Origin of the sequence: Paroceanicella profunda (assembly GCF_005887635.2) — a bacterium.
GTDB classification, from domain to species: domain Bacteria; phylum Pseudomonadota; class Alphaproteobacteria; order Rhodobacterales; family Rhodobacteraceae; genus Paroceanicella; species Paroceanicella profunda.
Genome location: NZ_CP040822.1, coordinates 42,045 through 56,158, shown reverse-complemented (window position 1 = coordinate 56,158; position 14,114 = coordinate 42,045). Strand labels below are relative to the sequence as shown.

Below are 14,114 nucleotides of genomic sequence, written 5' to 3'. Positions count from 1 at the left end.
AAGTCACCCCGTGTTCCGACCCCGTTCCGCGTCCCGCGCCCCGTCTTGCACTCCGTCTCGCCCCCCGGCCGGCCCCGTGGCCCGTTCCGTGCCCCGTTCCGGCTCCGCCTCCGGTTCTGCCTCCGGCTCCGTGCCCGGCTCCGCCTCCGGCTCCGTGCCCGGCGCCCCGTCCGGCCCTGTGGAGCGCTTGCCGCCCGGCTCCGCGCCGACCTCCCCGTCCGGGCCCGCCTCCCGCGCCCCCTCCGGCTCCGCCTCCCCGTCCCGTATCTCGCCCAACTCCGCGACCCGCACCCCGTTCGATGCCCCGTCTGATGCCCCCTCCGGCTCCGGCTCCGCCTCCCACACCCCGTCCGCCTCCGCGTCCCGTGTCCCGCCCAATTCCGCGTCCCGAGCCCCGTCCGGTTCCGCATCCGGTTCCGCGTTCCGTGTCCCGTCCGGTTCCGCATCCCACGCCCCGTCCGGGTCCGCGTCCCGCTCCCGGTCCGCCTCCGGTTCCGCGTCCCGCTCCGGCGCCGTACGGACCTCCCGGCGCGGGGGCGGCGGCGGCCGGTGGCGCTCCGACACGCCGGTGCAGGCGCTGATCACCTGGGCGGCGGTGGCCGTCACGCTGGGTGCCGCGCTGGCGCTGGCCGGGAACCGGCCGGTCACCTGGATCTTCATGAGCCTCGCGGTGTGCCTGCTTCTCGCCGCCCGGCTGGTGCGCGACATCGCCCGCGCCCCGGACCGGGCCTCCGCGCCGGCCGGGCACGGGCTCTGGCTGCCGGCGCTGCTCTGGCTCGGGGTGCTGGCCTGGGGCTGGGTGCAGACCGGGCCCACGCCGGTGGCCGGCTGGGCGCATCCGCTCTGGGCCGGAACCCGGGCGCTGATCGGGGGGGAGGGGGCGGGCAGCATCTCGGCCGACCCGCTGGCCGGGCGGCAGTACCTGCTGCGGCTGGCAAGCTACGGCGCGCTGTTCTGGATCGGGATGCGCGGCTTTGCCGACCGGGACCGGGCGGCGGCCTTCCTGCGGGTGTTCGCGCTGTTCTCCGGGGCGCTGGCCGCCTACGGGCTGGCGGCGCTGGTGCTCGGGGTGAACCCGATCCTGGGGGTGGAGAACACCTCGGCGGTGGTCACCGCAAGCTTCGTGGGCCGCAACGCCTATGCCTCCTATGCCGGGCTGGGGCTGATCGCCAATCTCGCCGTCTACCTCGAGGCCACCGCCTCCACCGCGCCGCCCGGCGACACCCGGGCCCAGGCGCTGCGCCGCTTCGTGGAGCGCTTCTTCGGCGGCGCGTGGATCTTCGTGCTCGGCGCGGTGCTCTGCGGAGCGGCCATCGCCCTGAGCCAGTCGCGCATGGGCGCGCTGGCGGCACTGTTCGGGGTGGCCGTCTTCCTGCTCGCCACCCGGGGCGCGCGCGCCGCCGGAGAGCATCCGGACGGCGCCCCCCCCGGCACCGCCTGGCCGATGCTGCTCACCGTGGCGGCGGTGCTGGCGTTCCTGCTCGCCACCAGCGTCTCGGGGCTGATGGACCGGGTGATGTTCACCTCCGACGAGGACGGGCGCTTCAGCGTCTACCCGCAGATCGTGGCGGGCATCCTGGAACGGCCGCTGCTCGGCCACGGGCTGGGCGGGTTCGAGGACGCGTTCCGCGCCGCCCTGCCGTTCCGCGCCGCCTTCGGCGACTGGCGCGAGGGCCATGACAGCTACCTGGAGAATGCCTACGAGCTGGGCCTGCCCGCGGCCGCCGCGCTCTATGCCGCCCTCGCCCTGGTGCTGTGGCGGCTGTGGCGCGGCACCCGCATCCGGCGGCGCGACCGGGTGTTCCCGGCCGTCGCCCTGGCCTGCATGGCCGCGACCGGGGCGCATACGCTGTTCGATTTCCCGCTGCAGATGCCGGCCACGGCGGGGCTGTTCGCGCTGCTGCTCGGAATGGGCTGGGCGCAGAGCTTTTCGCACGCGCCCCCGCAAGGCCCTTCCCGCCGCCACCGCCGGGCGGCGCCGGACACACCTGCCCTCCCCGCCTGAGGCGCCCCGGCGCCGCACCGGAGCAGGCCGGCCCCGCGCGGGGGCGCAGCGGTGCCCCGCCTGCCCCCACCCGGCCGCATCCGGGCCCGCCGGGCCACGCCTTGCCGACCCACCCTCGCCCGAAGGCCCCGGGCCGCCGCACGATCCGGAAGCCCCCGTTGCCCCGGGTGAGCGCCCTGACCGCCCCACGGCCCGCAGGCCGCCCGGCCCGGCTGCCCGCCTCCCGGAAGCGCCCATGTCCCGCGGGCCCCGGCGTGAAACCCGGCAGCCCTCCACCGCGCCGCACCGGAGCAGGCCCGCCGGGCGTCCTCCGGAGACCGCCCCATGACCCGGAAGCGCCCGTGTCCCACGCGGGCCCCGGCGTGAAACCCGGCAGCCTCCCCGCCGCGCCGCACCGGAGCAGGCCCGCCGGTCGTCCTCCGGAGACCGACCGGCCCGCCCCTCGGCCCGTGCCCTGCGCAGGCCGGCCGGCTCCCCCTCCCGGCCTCCCCCGGAGGAGCGCCCCGGGCCTCCCGGCCTCCCCGGGGCGCTATTCCGCCCGGCGGATCTGCACCCGGCGCTCCACGTTGTCGCCGGTCACCGTCGGCCCGGGGCCGATGCGGAACTCCAGCCGGTCGCCTGCCGCGAGGGTCACGGGGAAATCCTCCAGCACCATCGCCCGGCTGACCTGCGCGGCCATCAGCCGGGTGCCGTTGCGCAGGATCTCCAGCGTCACCCCGTCCGAGGTGTCCTTCGTCACGCGCCACTCGGCATCGATGCGCATCGGCCCCGCCTCCGGCGCCACGAAGATCTCCGCGACGTGCAGCGGCGCCGCGCCGCCGCCGCCGGGCACCAGGCTGTCGGCATTCACCCGCAGCGGCTTCGACCAGGGCGTGCCGAGATAGGAGGTCCACTCCCAGTCGATCCGGGTGAGCGGCGTGGCGGTGCCCGCGGCGTCGACCACCGCATACTCCCAGGGCGGCCCGCCATATTGCAGGAGCGCGTCGCCCAGCACCGGCGAGGCCTCCGGCGCCAGCGTCTCCGGCCCCACCACCACCACCGGCTCGGGCCCGATCAGGATCTCCGCCGCCCCGGCGCGCGGGGTGCCGTCCGGGGCATAGACCGCCGCGCCGGGCGGCAGCGCGAGCCGGCGCGGCGCGCCCCAGATCAGCTGCGCCCGGCCGGCCGCGCCCGGCGCCCCGAAGGCGTAGTGATGCAGCAGCGGGTCGTCCGACAGCCGGGTCACCGGCCCCGCGCCCAGCAGCACCCGGCGCAGGAAGCGGAAGGCCTCGAAGGCGGGCTTCTGCCGGCCGGCCTCGTCGATCAGCCCGGTGTTGGGATAGGCCTCCTGGTCGAGCAGCGCATACCAGTAGGCCTCGCGCACCCCGGCACCGGCCATCAGCGCCAGCATCCGGGCCATGTAGCCCGGCGCCTGCTCCGGGGTCTCGAACGCATTGGTGAACTCGGTGGCATAGACCGGCTTCGCGCCGCCGAACGCCTCCATCAGGTCGTGCAGCCAGGCCAGCTCGGTGTCCACATGCTCGGGCACCGGGCGGTAGGGGTGCAGGGCGATGCCGTCCATCGCGTCCAGCGCCCCGTCCTCGAACATCTCCCGGAACAGGCCCAGCGGGATGGAATGCGTCGCCCCTCCCAGCACCAGCACCTCCGGGTCCTGCGCCTTCACTGCCGCGTAGACCACCTTGAGCAGCGCCGCATAGGTGCCCGCGCGGTCCTCGCGCGCCGGGCCGGTGACGAAATTCCCGTTGATCTCGTTGCCGATCTCCACCGCGCGGATCAGCCCGCCCCAGTCCTTCAGCGCCTGCACCACATAGGCGGCGAAGGCGGCATAGGCCTCCGGGCCGTGCGGGGTCTCGCCCGCCTCGTAGAGCGGGTTGCGGTGCGCGAAGGTCATGATCATCGTCATGCCGCGCGCCCGCAGCGCCTCCATGTAGGCGGTGAGGTGCTCGGGGTAGGCGAACACCCCCGGGGCCTGCTCGACCAGCTGCCAGGGCAGGCTGTCGCGGATCGGCGGATCGCCCAGCGCGTCCAGCCTGCCGTAGAGCGCCAGCGGCCAGCCCTGCGAGAAATGCATCTGCACCCCGTATTCCATCGCGGGCCGGGCAGGTGTCGTCTGGGCAGGTGTCGTCTGGGCGGGGGCAGGCAGGGCGGCGGCCAGGGCCAGGCCCCCCACCAGCAGCAGAACGTGCCAACGGTTCGGTCTCATCTCGGCGTCTCCTTGCTGGCCTGCATCTCGCGCCCGGTTCCCCGGGGCATCGCCCGGCAATTACCGGAAGTGGAATTCGCCAGAGGCACTCAATTTCAAGATGCAGAGTTGACTATGCAAATCGTGATCGCGAACACACAAATGAAATACAATGTATGTTGATGTAAATTCCGGAATCGCGTATCCATTTTACACGTTGGTTTCGCGATAGCGTATCTTTTGACCTGTCAGACATTGTAAGTGCGTGTGCATCGGACGGGCCTGCCATGCCCTGGCAGGCAGGGTTTTTCGGGCCGCCTTCTCCCTCGCACATCCTTCGCCCGGAACGCCCGCCCGTCCGCCCCGCCGCCGGGGATGGTCCCTCCATGCCCCACCGCGCCGCCTGCCGGGCCGTGAAGTACGTGTGCGTGTGCAGGAGGTCATTTTCATGAATCCCCTTTCCCCCCCGAAGAACCGCTACGACGTGCTCGTGCTCGGCGCCGGTGTCACCGGCCTCGCGCTGGCCCGGATACTCTCGGCGCGGGGCAATTCCGTCTGCCTGATGGATGATTACGCCAGCCCCGGCGGCAACCACATCTCCTGGACCCTGGAGGGCATGAGCTTCGATGTGGGCGCGATCTTCTTCTGGTCGGACAACCCGCTGTTCGAGCTGTTCCCCGGCCTCGCCCGCCGCTGCCTGGACGTGCGCTTCGACGCGCAGCGCATCACCCCGGACGGCGCGGTGCGCGCCTATCCGTTCGACATGCGCGCCGAGGTGCTGGACCGGCCGCTGCGCTACCGGCTGCGGGTGGCGCGCGAGCTTGCCGCCGCCCGGCTGCGGCCCATGGACCGCCGCTCCGCCGAAGGGTTCCTGCGCCGCCATCTCGGGCCCACCCTCACCCGTGACAGCGGCATCCTCAACTACATGCAGCGCTTCTACGGGCTGGCGCCGGGCGAGATCAGCTTCGCCTTCGCCGAAAGCCGGATGCGCTGGGTCTCCAGCCGCGCCAGCCTGCGCGCCCGGCTGCAGGCCCCGCTGCAGGCCCTGCTGCGCGCGGCATCGCGGCGGCGCGCGGCGCGCGGCCCGGCCCCGCGCTGTCTCGTGCGCCCGCCCGAGGGGTTCGCGGCCTTCTATGCCGAGGCGGTGGCCGGGCTGGAGGCGGCGGGCGTGCGCACCGTGCTCGATGCCGGGCTGCACGGCGCGCGCCGGCACGCGGACGGGTTCGAGGTCACCTCCGCCGCCGGCACCTTCTCCGCCGCGCGGCTGATCAGCACCATCCCGATGCTGCACACCGCCAACCTGCTGGAAATCCCGGTCGCGGCGCCGCCGGTCTCGCGCCGGCTCACCACCCTGTGCTGCCGGTTCAGCGGCCAGCGCGGCTTCACGGCGCCGGTGCTGTACAATTTCCACGCCGAGGGCGCCTGGAAGCGCCTCACCATGCAGTCCGACTTCTACGGCACGCCGGGGGCGGCGGAGTATTTCTCCCTCGAGGTCTGCGCGGACGGCGCGCCGGGCGCCCCCGCGGAGCGGGGAGAGGCCGGCCCCGGGGCGCTGTTCGCGGAATTCGCCCGCACCGCCCGGGCGGCGGGGCTGTTCACCGGGGATCTCACCCTGCTGGCCAGCCATGACACGGAGTTCGCCTACCCGGTCTACGACCATTCCGCCGCCCACCGCCGCGATGCGCTCGCCGCCCGGCTGGGCGCGGAGGGGGTGGAGCTTGCCGGCCGCCAGGGGCTGTTCCAGTACATCCCCTCCTCGGCGCTGGCCGTGCGCCTGGCCGAAGCCGGCCTCGCCTGAGCCCGGGGCGCCCCCGCGTGGCACCCCGGGCAGGCCCCCCGTCATGCCCCCCCGGGCAGCGCGCACGCCCCCCGCACCAGACCCGAACCGCCGCGCCCCGCCCCGGCCGGCGCCGCGCCCGGCACCCTCCCCACCAGGCACGAAGAAGGGCCGCGCCCGGCCCCGGGAGGGCGGGCGGTTCATCGCGAAACCCCGGGCGGCGGCAGAACGGCTGGTAACATCGCCAACGCGCCCTCCCGTGGGGAGGGTCGGGCGCGGCCCGGGCCGGGCGCCCGGGCGGACCGGGCCCCGCCCGTCCCGCCAACGCGCGCGCGCCGCACCATCGGGAACCGGGCCGCCCGGGGGCATCTCAGCCGGCTCCGGCCCGCAGGGACGCCGCGCGCGCCCCGGCCGCGGGGCTGTCGGAGGGCGCCCCCCTGGCGGCGGCGCGGGCGTAGGCGGCTTCCAGCCCGTCGCACCACGCCTCGGGCGAGAGCCCGAGCGCCGGCGCCGCGGCCACGGCGTTGCGGCTCATCCGCGCCACGCCGGCATCATCGGCCATCAGCCGGGAGAGGGCGGCGGCGAACCCCCCGATGTCATGCACGTCGACCGCCAGCCCCGCCCCGGCGGCGGTGATCTCCCCGGCCAGGAAGGCGGTTTGCGCCGCGACCACCGGCAGCCCGCAGCCCAGCGCCTCCACCGCCACCAGCCCGAAGGGCTCGGGGTAGAGCGAGGGCATCACCAGGGCCCGCGCCTCCGCCGCCAGCACGCCGATCTCCGCGCGGCTCTTCCAGCCCAGCATCTCCACGCCCGGACAGGCGGCGCGGATCGCGGCCTCCTGCGGGCCCTCGCCGGCCACGCGCAGCCGCACCCCGGCCCGCGCGGCGGCACGCGCGAGGCTGAGCGCGCCCTTCTCCGGGTCCAGCCGGCCGGCGAAGAGCAGGCTGCGGTTCGCCTCCGCCGCCACCCGCGGCGCGCGGAACGGCGTCACCGGGTTGCGCAGCACCGTGAGCCGGGAGGCGGGCAGGCCGCCGCGCTCCAGGAAGGGCGCCATGGCGGGGTGGATCATCAGCACCTCCGGCCCGCTGTCGCGGAACGTGAACCGCGCCCGGCGGATGAGCTGCCGGGCGACACGCCACATCTTCTGGCCGTGGTTGCGCTTGTCGCAGCGGCTGGCGAGGCAGGCCGCCGAGAGCGGGGTGAGGCCGCAGACCTCCTCACGCGGGTAGTTCCAGTAGCCGCCGTTCGGGCAGGCGAGGAAGAAGTCATGCGCATGGACCACCAGCCGGTCGCGCACCGGGGCCAGCGCGGCAAACACCGAAGGGGAGAGGATCTTCGACCAGCCGTGCAGGTGATAGACATCCCCCGGCCGGCCCTCCGCCGCGATCCAGTCGCGCAGGAAACGGGCCGCGGCGGCATTCCAGAGCCCGCCCAGCAGCGCGGAGACCCTGCCACGGCTCATCACATGCGCGCCCCCCGCGCCGCGCAGGGTGACCCCGGCCGCGGTGAGCCCGGCGTTCTCGCCCGCGTCGCCGCACAGGCAGACCACCTCATGGCCCCGCTCCGCCAGCATCCGCGCCGAGAGCAGGGCCAGCCCCGTCGCCCCGCCCCGGGCCCGGGAGAAGTCGTTCACGATGACGATGCGCCCCGGCCTGCGCCCGCTCCGCCCGGGCCCGCCCGGCAGCCCTTCCCTCGGGCCATCGCCGCTCCGGTCAACCCCGCCCGGGACAGTGGCGCCCGGCCCGGCCCCGTCCGGACTCACGGCGCCCGGGACAAGCCCACCCATAGCGCCCCCACCCGGATCCACGCCGCTCCGGTCAACCCCGGCCGGGCCACCCGTGCCGCCGCCAGTGCCAGCGGACCGGCCCGGAGGCCCGGCCTTCGGGTGCGTGCCACCGGGGGCAGTCCCCGACCCGTCCCCACCCGGAGCGACCGCGCCCGGCAACCCGGCCTCCGGATCCACGCCACGCCGCGCGAACCCGCCCGGGCCACCCGTGCCGCCGCCAGTGCCAGCGGACCTGCCCGGCAACCCGGCCTTCGGGTGCGTGTCCCCCGGGCCAGTCCCCTGCCCGATCCCGCCCGGCGGCGCCCCGCCGGCGGCGCTCATGCGCCGGCTCCGGAGACGGCGCGCAGGCCCGGGGGCCGGGCCGCCAGCCCGGTGACCGCGAGCATCCGCGCCACGCCCGCCCATGTCTCGTCGAGATGGACGGCATGGGCGGCGGGGTCGATGCCCTCGGCAATCGCGCGCAGCACGAGATCGGCGAGATCCTGCGCGCCGGCCGGGCCCTGCACCGCATGGGCGCCGCGGCCCACCGAAGCGAAGAAGCTCACCAGCTTGCGGTCCCAGCTCAGCCCCACCGCCGGGATGGCATAGGCATGCGCGACGATGGTCGCGTGCAGCCGGTGGGCCAGCACCGCCTTCATCGGGGCGATGATCCCGGCCAGCTCCGCCGGGGTGGCCGGCGGCGGGGCGATGTCGAGCCAGCCCCCCGCCACCCGCGCCGCCACCTCCGGATGCGCGGCAAGCCGGGCGAGGGCCTCGCGGTCCTCCACCGCGCCATTGCAGAACAGCCGCACCCGGTGGCCGCGCGCCACCAGCGCCAGCGCGGTGGCCGCGAGCAGCGCATCGGCGCGCGCCCCCCCCGCCACCGCCATGTCGGCGTGATAGGTGAGCACCGCCGGATCGGTGATGCAGATGCCCACCGGCCCGGGCTCCGCCCCCGGCGCCGGCCGGCCGTAGCAGGAGGCGGCCAGCAGCCCCGGGTCACGGCAGATCTCCGGGTGCGGCCCGGCCCCGCCCATCTGCGCCGACCAGGCCTCGCGCGAGAACCCGTCGCGCAGGGCGACATGGCGCAGGTCCCCCTGCGCCACCGTGCCGAACAGCGCCCGGCCGCGCGGCGACCAGTTGCGCGCCACTCCCGCGGCGAACACCGCCATCGGCACGCCGGCCGAGGCGCAGAGCCCGGCCGCCCGGGCGATCTTGAGCGGGAAGTTCAGGTCGGCATCCGAGAAGATCTGCCCGCCGCCGAACACCGCGAGATCGGCCCCGCCGAGGGCCGCGCGCCAGCGCGGGCCCACCCGGTCGAGGAACCGGCCCAGCACCAGCTCCACCGCCCGGGCCCGCACCGGGGCGGGCAGCGCGTTGAGCACGCGCAGCTTCATCCCGCGCCCGCGCACCGTGGCCTCGCCATGGCGGCTGCGCCCGGCAAGATCCACCGAGACCATCTCGAGCCCCGGGGCCAGCCGGGTCATGGCGTGGGAAAGACAATCCGCGATCAGCCCGTCACCGACGTTGGCACTGTAGCGGACGGCGAAGTTGACGACCCTCACCATGAGGGTCCTGACGAAAATACCGTCACCCTGTCACCTCTGTACAAAAAATAAAAATACGTATCGAAACGCGGCCATCCTACCCTGCCCCGCCGCACCGCACAACTGCGCGCCTCACCGCCCGGGAAGGGCCCCGCGGCACGCGGCAGAAGGTACCTCCGGTACGGGCCAGGGAGGTGCCGGAGACACAGGGGGGGGCAGGATGTGCCCGAAGCGCGGGCCGGGGAGGTGCTTCCGGCACGAAGGCAGAATGTGCCTGCGGCACGGGGACAAGATGTGCCTGCGGCACGGGAACAGGATGTGCCTGCGGCACGGGCCCGCCCTTCCGCGCGCCCCGCATCCTCACCGCCGGGGGGGCCCGCGCCTCTGGCGGGCGCAGGCCTCCCCGTGGCAGGCGCTTTATCCCGAAGCCCCGGATGACGGCTGACCGGTACATAGATCGCCGGCGCGCCCTGCCGGGGGAAGGGGCGGCCCGGGCACACCGGCCGCGGAGAGGGCCTCCCGCCTCATCCCCGGGAAGGGGCCTGCCGGGGGCGCCGTCTCCCCTCCCCCGGCGGGGGAGACGGCCCGCGCATGGCGCCCGCGCCCCGGGCAGGGAGGCGCGGCCTACTGCGTCCCGCCCGTCGCGCGGCTGCGGCAGAAGGCGAGGAAGGCGCGGTCCGGGCTGCGCAGCGCCGGGCGGCCGCGGGCGGCCCACATGTCGCGCCACTCCTGCTCCAGCCAGTGCGGGTCCAGCCCCGGGGCCACGGCGCGGGCCTCGTCATGGATGCCGGCGGAGAGCAGCGGCCCCCCGGCCTCCTGCGCGCTTCCCGACAGGCCGGGGCGGCGAGGGCGGAAGCTCACCAGGTCGTCCGCGCCCAGCGCCACCGCGTAATCGGGCAGGTGGTCGCCCTCGACCATGTCGCGCATCATCCGGCGGAACACCCGGCGCGGGCTGGCGGAGCCGGATTTCTTCAGCAGCACCTCCAGCCCCACCCGCCATTCGCGCTGGCGCCCGCAATGCTTGCGCGCCAGCTCGTAGACCCGCCGCTCCAGCGGCTTGCGCAGCTGGAAGTAATCCCGGTGCAGGGTGAGCACCGACTTGGTGAGCACCGCCCGGTACAGCCAGTCCGACAGGGTGACGCGCACGTTGATCATCCGCCCCGAGCGCGTGCGCCGCACGATCGCCCAGGCGTCGATGAGCCCGAAGCCCTGGGTGGTCTCGGTGCCCCCCGTCGCGATGTTGGTGACGATGCGCGTGCCCGACAGCCGCTCGAAGGCCTCGCGCAGCCGGCGGTAGCCGTCGCCGGAGGTCTCGCGGTTGGTGGCCACCAGCAGGTCATGCGCGGTCATGTGCACCTCGCGCGCGATCGGCTCGCCGCGGTTCTGCGCGGCGATGAGCTGGCTCACGCAATAGATCAGGATGTCCTTGTCATGGATGGTCGCCAGCCCCTTCACGCTGGGGGTGATCTCGACCATCGTCTCGCCGTGGACGTATTTCAGCACCCGCCGGTCCGGCCGGGTGGAGAGCGAGAACACCGGGTGCTCCATGCTCGCCATGTCGTCCTTGGGGATGACGTCGACCACGTCGCAGACGAAGAAATCCGCCCCGGCCGAAGCGGTGGGCGGCGGGGTCTGCGGGGGTCCGGAGGACCGGGAGCGGCGGGGGGTATGCCCCCCTGCCCCGCCGGTTGCGGGTTCACCCATGACTGCCTCTGTTTTGCGTCCGCCATGTCCCCGGGCAGGAGACGCGCGCGCCCCGCCCCGGTCTGCCGGATCTGGTGTATTCTTGGTGTATTCGTGGTGTCTGCTGCTCGACGGGCCGGGGTTTTCCCCGGTCCCGGGTATCGTGGTTTCAGTACCACCAAGCCTAGCCCTCCCCCACCCCCCTGACAAGCGCGGCTTCCGTGGTTCCGGAATCGCTCCTGCGTGGCTTTGGAGTCGCCCCAGCGTGGTTCCGGAATCGCACACCCTCCCTCGCGCCGGATTTTTCCCATTCATCTCAAGAGCTTGAGAACCCCTTCCGATCCCGTAACACATAATATAACACCCAGATAACACGTGAGTTTTTTCCACAGCCCCGATTGCGCCCTGCCGGACACCCGGAACAACCACCTGAATTGCATAGGAAAAACAGGAAATGTGCGATTTTTAGATACAGATACGCATTTTCCTGATACATAGGTGGAAATCGAGCATGTTTGAGGCGAGCCCATGCCCCCCAAGGCCGAATCCCACCTGCCACCCTACTTCAACATCCCCCCCGCCGAGGCGCTGAAGGCCCTCGGCGAGCCGGTGGGAACCGACGGGTTCGCCGAGGCCGCCGCGGCCGCCGCCGAGGGCCGGCTCGACCTGATGCGCCGCGGCCATTCCCCGGAGGGCGAGAAGGTGCTGCGCCGCTTCTCCACCTGGGAGATCACCCGCTATCTCATCCCCGTGGCCACCCCGCATTTCCGCCGGGTGCTCAAGGCCAACCCGGACCTGCCCCAGGGCGTGAGCGAGAGCGATGGCGGCACCCGCTGGTTCACCCTGGAGGAGGTGCTGACCCTGCGCGAGTTCTTCGCCCGCGAGGGCCGGCGCGGGAAGGAGTACAAGCCCTTCCGCCCCGAGGGTCTCGCCGCCAAGGTCGTCGCCGTGGCCAACTTCAAGGGCGGCGTGGGCAAGACCTCCACCGCCGCCCATCTCGCCATGTCCGCGGCGCTGGACGGCTACCGCGTGCTGGTGATCGACCTCGACAGCCAGGGCTCGATGACCTCGATCTTCGGCGGCCATGTCGAGAGCGAGTGGCAGACCGTCTTCCCGCTGCTGGCGCGCAACTACGCCGAGGGCCTGCAGGCGGAGAACCGCGCCCGGGTGGCGCGCGGCGAAACCCCCGCGCCCTTCGACGACATGCTCACCGAGGCGCTGAAGAGCCGCGCCGACCAGCTCATCGCGAAAACCCACTGGCCCAACATCGACCTCATCGGCGCCCAGCTGAACCTCTACTGGGCGGAGTTCCAGATCCCCGTCTGGCGCCTCGCCCTGCGCGGCTGGAAGCTCTGGGACGCCCTCTCCGAGAGCCTCAGGGCCGACGGGGTGCTGGAGGCCTACGACATCGTGCTGCTCGACACGCCGCCGGCCCTTGGCTACCTCACCATCAACGGGCTCTCGGCGGCCGACATCCTGCTGGTGCCGCTCGGGGCGAGCTTCCTGGAGTTCGACAGCACCTCGCGCTTCTTCGACATGCTCCACGCCACCTTCGCCTCCATCGAGGAGGGGGAGAACCGCGCCGCCCGGGCGCTGGGCCTGCCGGAGCTGCATTTCGAATGGGACGCGGTGCGCACCATCGTCACCCGCTACGATTCCGGCCAGCAGGCCGAGCTCGCCAGCCTGATGCAATCCTACATGGGCAGTTACATGAGCCACGTGCGCCAGGATTACACCGCCCTCGTCGGCCAGGCCGGCGAGCAGGTGAACGGCATCTACGAGGCCGATTACCGCGACTTCAACCGCGAGACCTACATCCGCGGGCGTGAGACCTTCGATGCCACCTACGCCGAGTTCAAGCGGCTGCTCATCGGCTCCTGGGCCCGTGAGCTGCGCGACAGGGAGGAGACCCGCTGATGGCCCGACGCCGCCTGACCCCCGCCAGCCCCTCTCCGGCGCCGGACGGCCCGCGCAGCGCCCGCCCCGCCGGCCTGCCGGGCATGCCGCCCATCGCCTCCGTGGCCGGGGAGGCGGCGACCGAGGCCGCCCTGGCCGAGCTCACCCGCGGGCTGGACCAGGCCCGGGCCGAGGGCCGGCTGATCCTCGCCCTGCCGCTGGCCGACATCGCCCCCGGCCATCTCTCGCGGGACCGGATCTCGGTGGACGAGGAGGAGATGCAGGCGCTGGTCGACAGCCTGCAGGCCCATGGCCAGCGCACGCCGGTCGAGGTGGCGGCCATCGCGGGCCCGCAGCCCTACGGGCTCATCTCCGGCTGGCGGCGTTACCACGCGCTCTCCCACCTGCAGGCCACCACCGGCGAGGCGCGTTTTGCCACCATCCAGGCCATCGTCCGCCATCCGTCCACCGCGGCGGAGGCCTATATCGCGATGGTCGAGGAGAACGAGATCCGCGTCGGGCTCAGCCATTACGAGCGCGCCCGGGTGGTGGCCGCGACGGTGGACCTGGGCGTGTTCGACACCGAGCGCGCCGCGCTGCAGGGCCTGTTCGGCGCGGCCAGCCGGGCGAAGCGCTCCAAGATCGGCTCCTTCCTGGAGCTGCACCGCCACCTGGGCGACCGGCTGCGCTTTCCCGCCCGCATTCCCGAGCGGCTGGGCCTCGCGCTGGTCGAGGCGCTGCGCGCGGGCAAGGGCGCGTCGCTGCGGGCCCGGCTCGCCTCCGCCGCCCCGGAGACGCCGGAGGCCGAGCTGGCCCTTCTGCAGGCCGCGCTCCGCGGCGATGTTTCGCGCGCGAAACATTCCGCGGAGCGCCGCGGCCCGCCGGAGCCCACCGGGCGCACCGAGCTTTTCCCCGGCGTCACCCTCACCATCAGCCGCGGCGCCGGCGAGATCGCGCTGAAGCTCGAGGGCCCCGGCGTCACCGAGGAGCTGCATGACGAGGTGCATGCCGCCGTGCTCGCGCTGCGCGACCGCACCCGCTGAAGGAGGCGCCCGGGGGCGGTGAGCCGCGCCCGCAGGGGCGTTCCGGGCCAGGGGCGCTCCGCTCCGCGGCGATGTTTCGCGCGCGAAACATCGCCGCGCAACGCGGCCTGCGGAAGGGGGTGCGCGCGCCCGTGCCGACCCTGCTGCGGGCCCGGCGATATGGTTAACCGGACCCTGCCATTAAGACTCTGTTATTCATAACAGAGCATTTCTTTT

General features: G+C 73.9%; 8 protein-coding genes. 4 read left to right on the top strand and 4 right to left on the bottom strand.

All coding sequences use genetic code 11. The annotated features are described in order from the left end of the window. Positions 1–568 precede the first annotated feature (568 nt). Positions 569–2,005 carry an O-antigen ligase family protein gene (locus FDP22_RS22920; protein WP_138578704.1) on the top strand — a complete coding sequence of 479 codons (1,437 nt, stop codon included), beginning with the start codon at positions 569–571 and terminating at the stop codon, positions 2,003–2,005. Between the two features lie 529 nt (positions 2,006–2,534). Here FDP22_RS22920 and FDP22_RS22915 read toward each other — a convergent pair. Continuing rightward, positions 2,535–4,208 carry a glycosyl hydrolase 53 family protein gene (locus tag FDP22_RS22915; RefSeq protein ID WP_138578706.1) on the bottom strand — a complete coding sequence of 558 codons (1,674 nt, stop codon included), beginning with the start codon at positions 4,206–4,208 and terminating at the stop codon, positions 2,535–2,537. A 427-nt stretch (positions 4,209–4,635) separates the two neighbouring features. On the opposite strand from FDP22_RS22915, the gene FDP22_RS22910 reads away from it, so the two are divergent. Next, positions 4,636–5,985 (top strand): NAD(P)-binding protein, encoded by a 1,350-nt coding sequence (locus tag FDP22_RS22910; protein ID WP_138578708.1) that lies wholly within the window; start codon positions 4,636–4,638, stop codon positions 5,983–5,985. Between the two features lie 349 nt (positions 5,986–6,334). Here FDP22_RS22910 and FDP22_RS22905 read toward each other — a convergent pair whose 3' ends face one another. The 3 genes from FDP22_RS22905 to FDP22_RS22895 all read right to left on the bottom strand — a co-directional run bounded on the left by FDP22_RS22905 (position 6,335) and on the right by FDP22_RS22895 (position 10,980). Continuing rightward, the gene (locus FDP22_RS22905) at positions 6,335–7,597 is read right to left on the bottom strand and encodes a glycosyltransferase family 4 protein (RefSeq protein WP_138578710.1); all 1,263 of its coding nucleotides are present in this window, start codon (positions 7,595–7,597) and stop codon (positions 6,335–6,337) included. 470 nt (positions 7,598–8,067) lie between these two features. Beyond that, complete coding sequence (locus FDP22_RS22900; protein WP_138578712.1) at positions 8,068–9,297, bottom strand: polysaccharide pyruvyl transferase family protein; 1,230 nt, start codon at positions 9,295–9,297, stop codon at positions 8,068–8,070. 603 nt (positions 9,298–9,900) lie between these two features. Then, positions 9,901–10,980 (bottom strand): replication initiator protein A, encoded by a 1,080-nt coding sequence (locus FDP22_RS22895; protein WP_138578714.1) that lies wholly within the window; start codon positions 10,978–10,980, stop codon positions 9,901–9,903. A gap of 507 nt (positions 10,981–11,487) precedes the next feature. Here FDP22_RS22895 and FDP22_RS22890 point away from each other — a divergent pair. After that, a complete protein-coding gene (locus tag FDP22_RS22890) occupies positions 11,488–12,876 on the top strand; it encodes an AAA family ATPase (RefSeq protein WP_138578716.1) in 1,389 nt (462 codons plus the stop codon). Continuing rightward, on the top strand, positions 12,876–13,898 hold the full coding sequence (locus tag FDP22_RS22885) for a ParB/RepB/Spo0J family partition protein (protein ID WP_239032043.1): 1,023 nt from the start codon (positions 12,876–12,878) through the stop codon (positions 13,896–13,898). Before FDP22_RS22890 ends, FDP22_RS22885 begins: the two co-directional genes overlap by 1 nt. Positions 13,899–14,114 lie beyond the last annotated feature (216 nt).

Bases quoted from the DNA above. Each gene is read 5' to 3' on its own strand.
- FDP22_RS22915 (WP_138578706.1), bottom strand. From the start codon at position 4,208: ATGAGACCGAACCGTTGGCACGTTCTGCTGCTGGTGGGGGGCCTGGCC.
- FDP22_RS22910 (WP_138578708.1), top strand. From the start codon at position 4,636: ATGAATCCCCTTTCCCCCCCGAAGAACCGCTACGACGTGCTCGTGCTC.
- FDP22_RS22900 (WP_138578712.1), bottom strand. From the start codon at position 9,297: ATGGTGAGGGTCGTCAACTTCGCCGTCCGCTACAGTGCCAACGTCGGT.
- FDP22_RS22895 (WP_138578714.1), bottom strand. From the start codon at position 10,980: ATGGGTGAACCCGCAACCGGCGGGGCAGGGGGGCATACCCCCCGCCGC.
- FDP22_RS22890 (WP_138578716.1), top strand. From the start codon at position 11,488: ATGCCCCCCAAGGCCGAATCCCACCTGCCACCCTACTTCAACATCCCC.
- FDP22_RS22885 (WP_239032043.1), top strand. From the start codon at position 12,876: ATGGCCCGACGCCGCCTGACCCCCGCCAGCCCCTCTCCGGCGCCGGAC.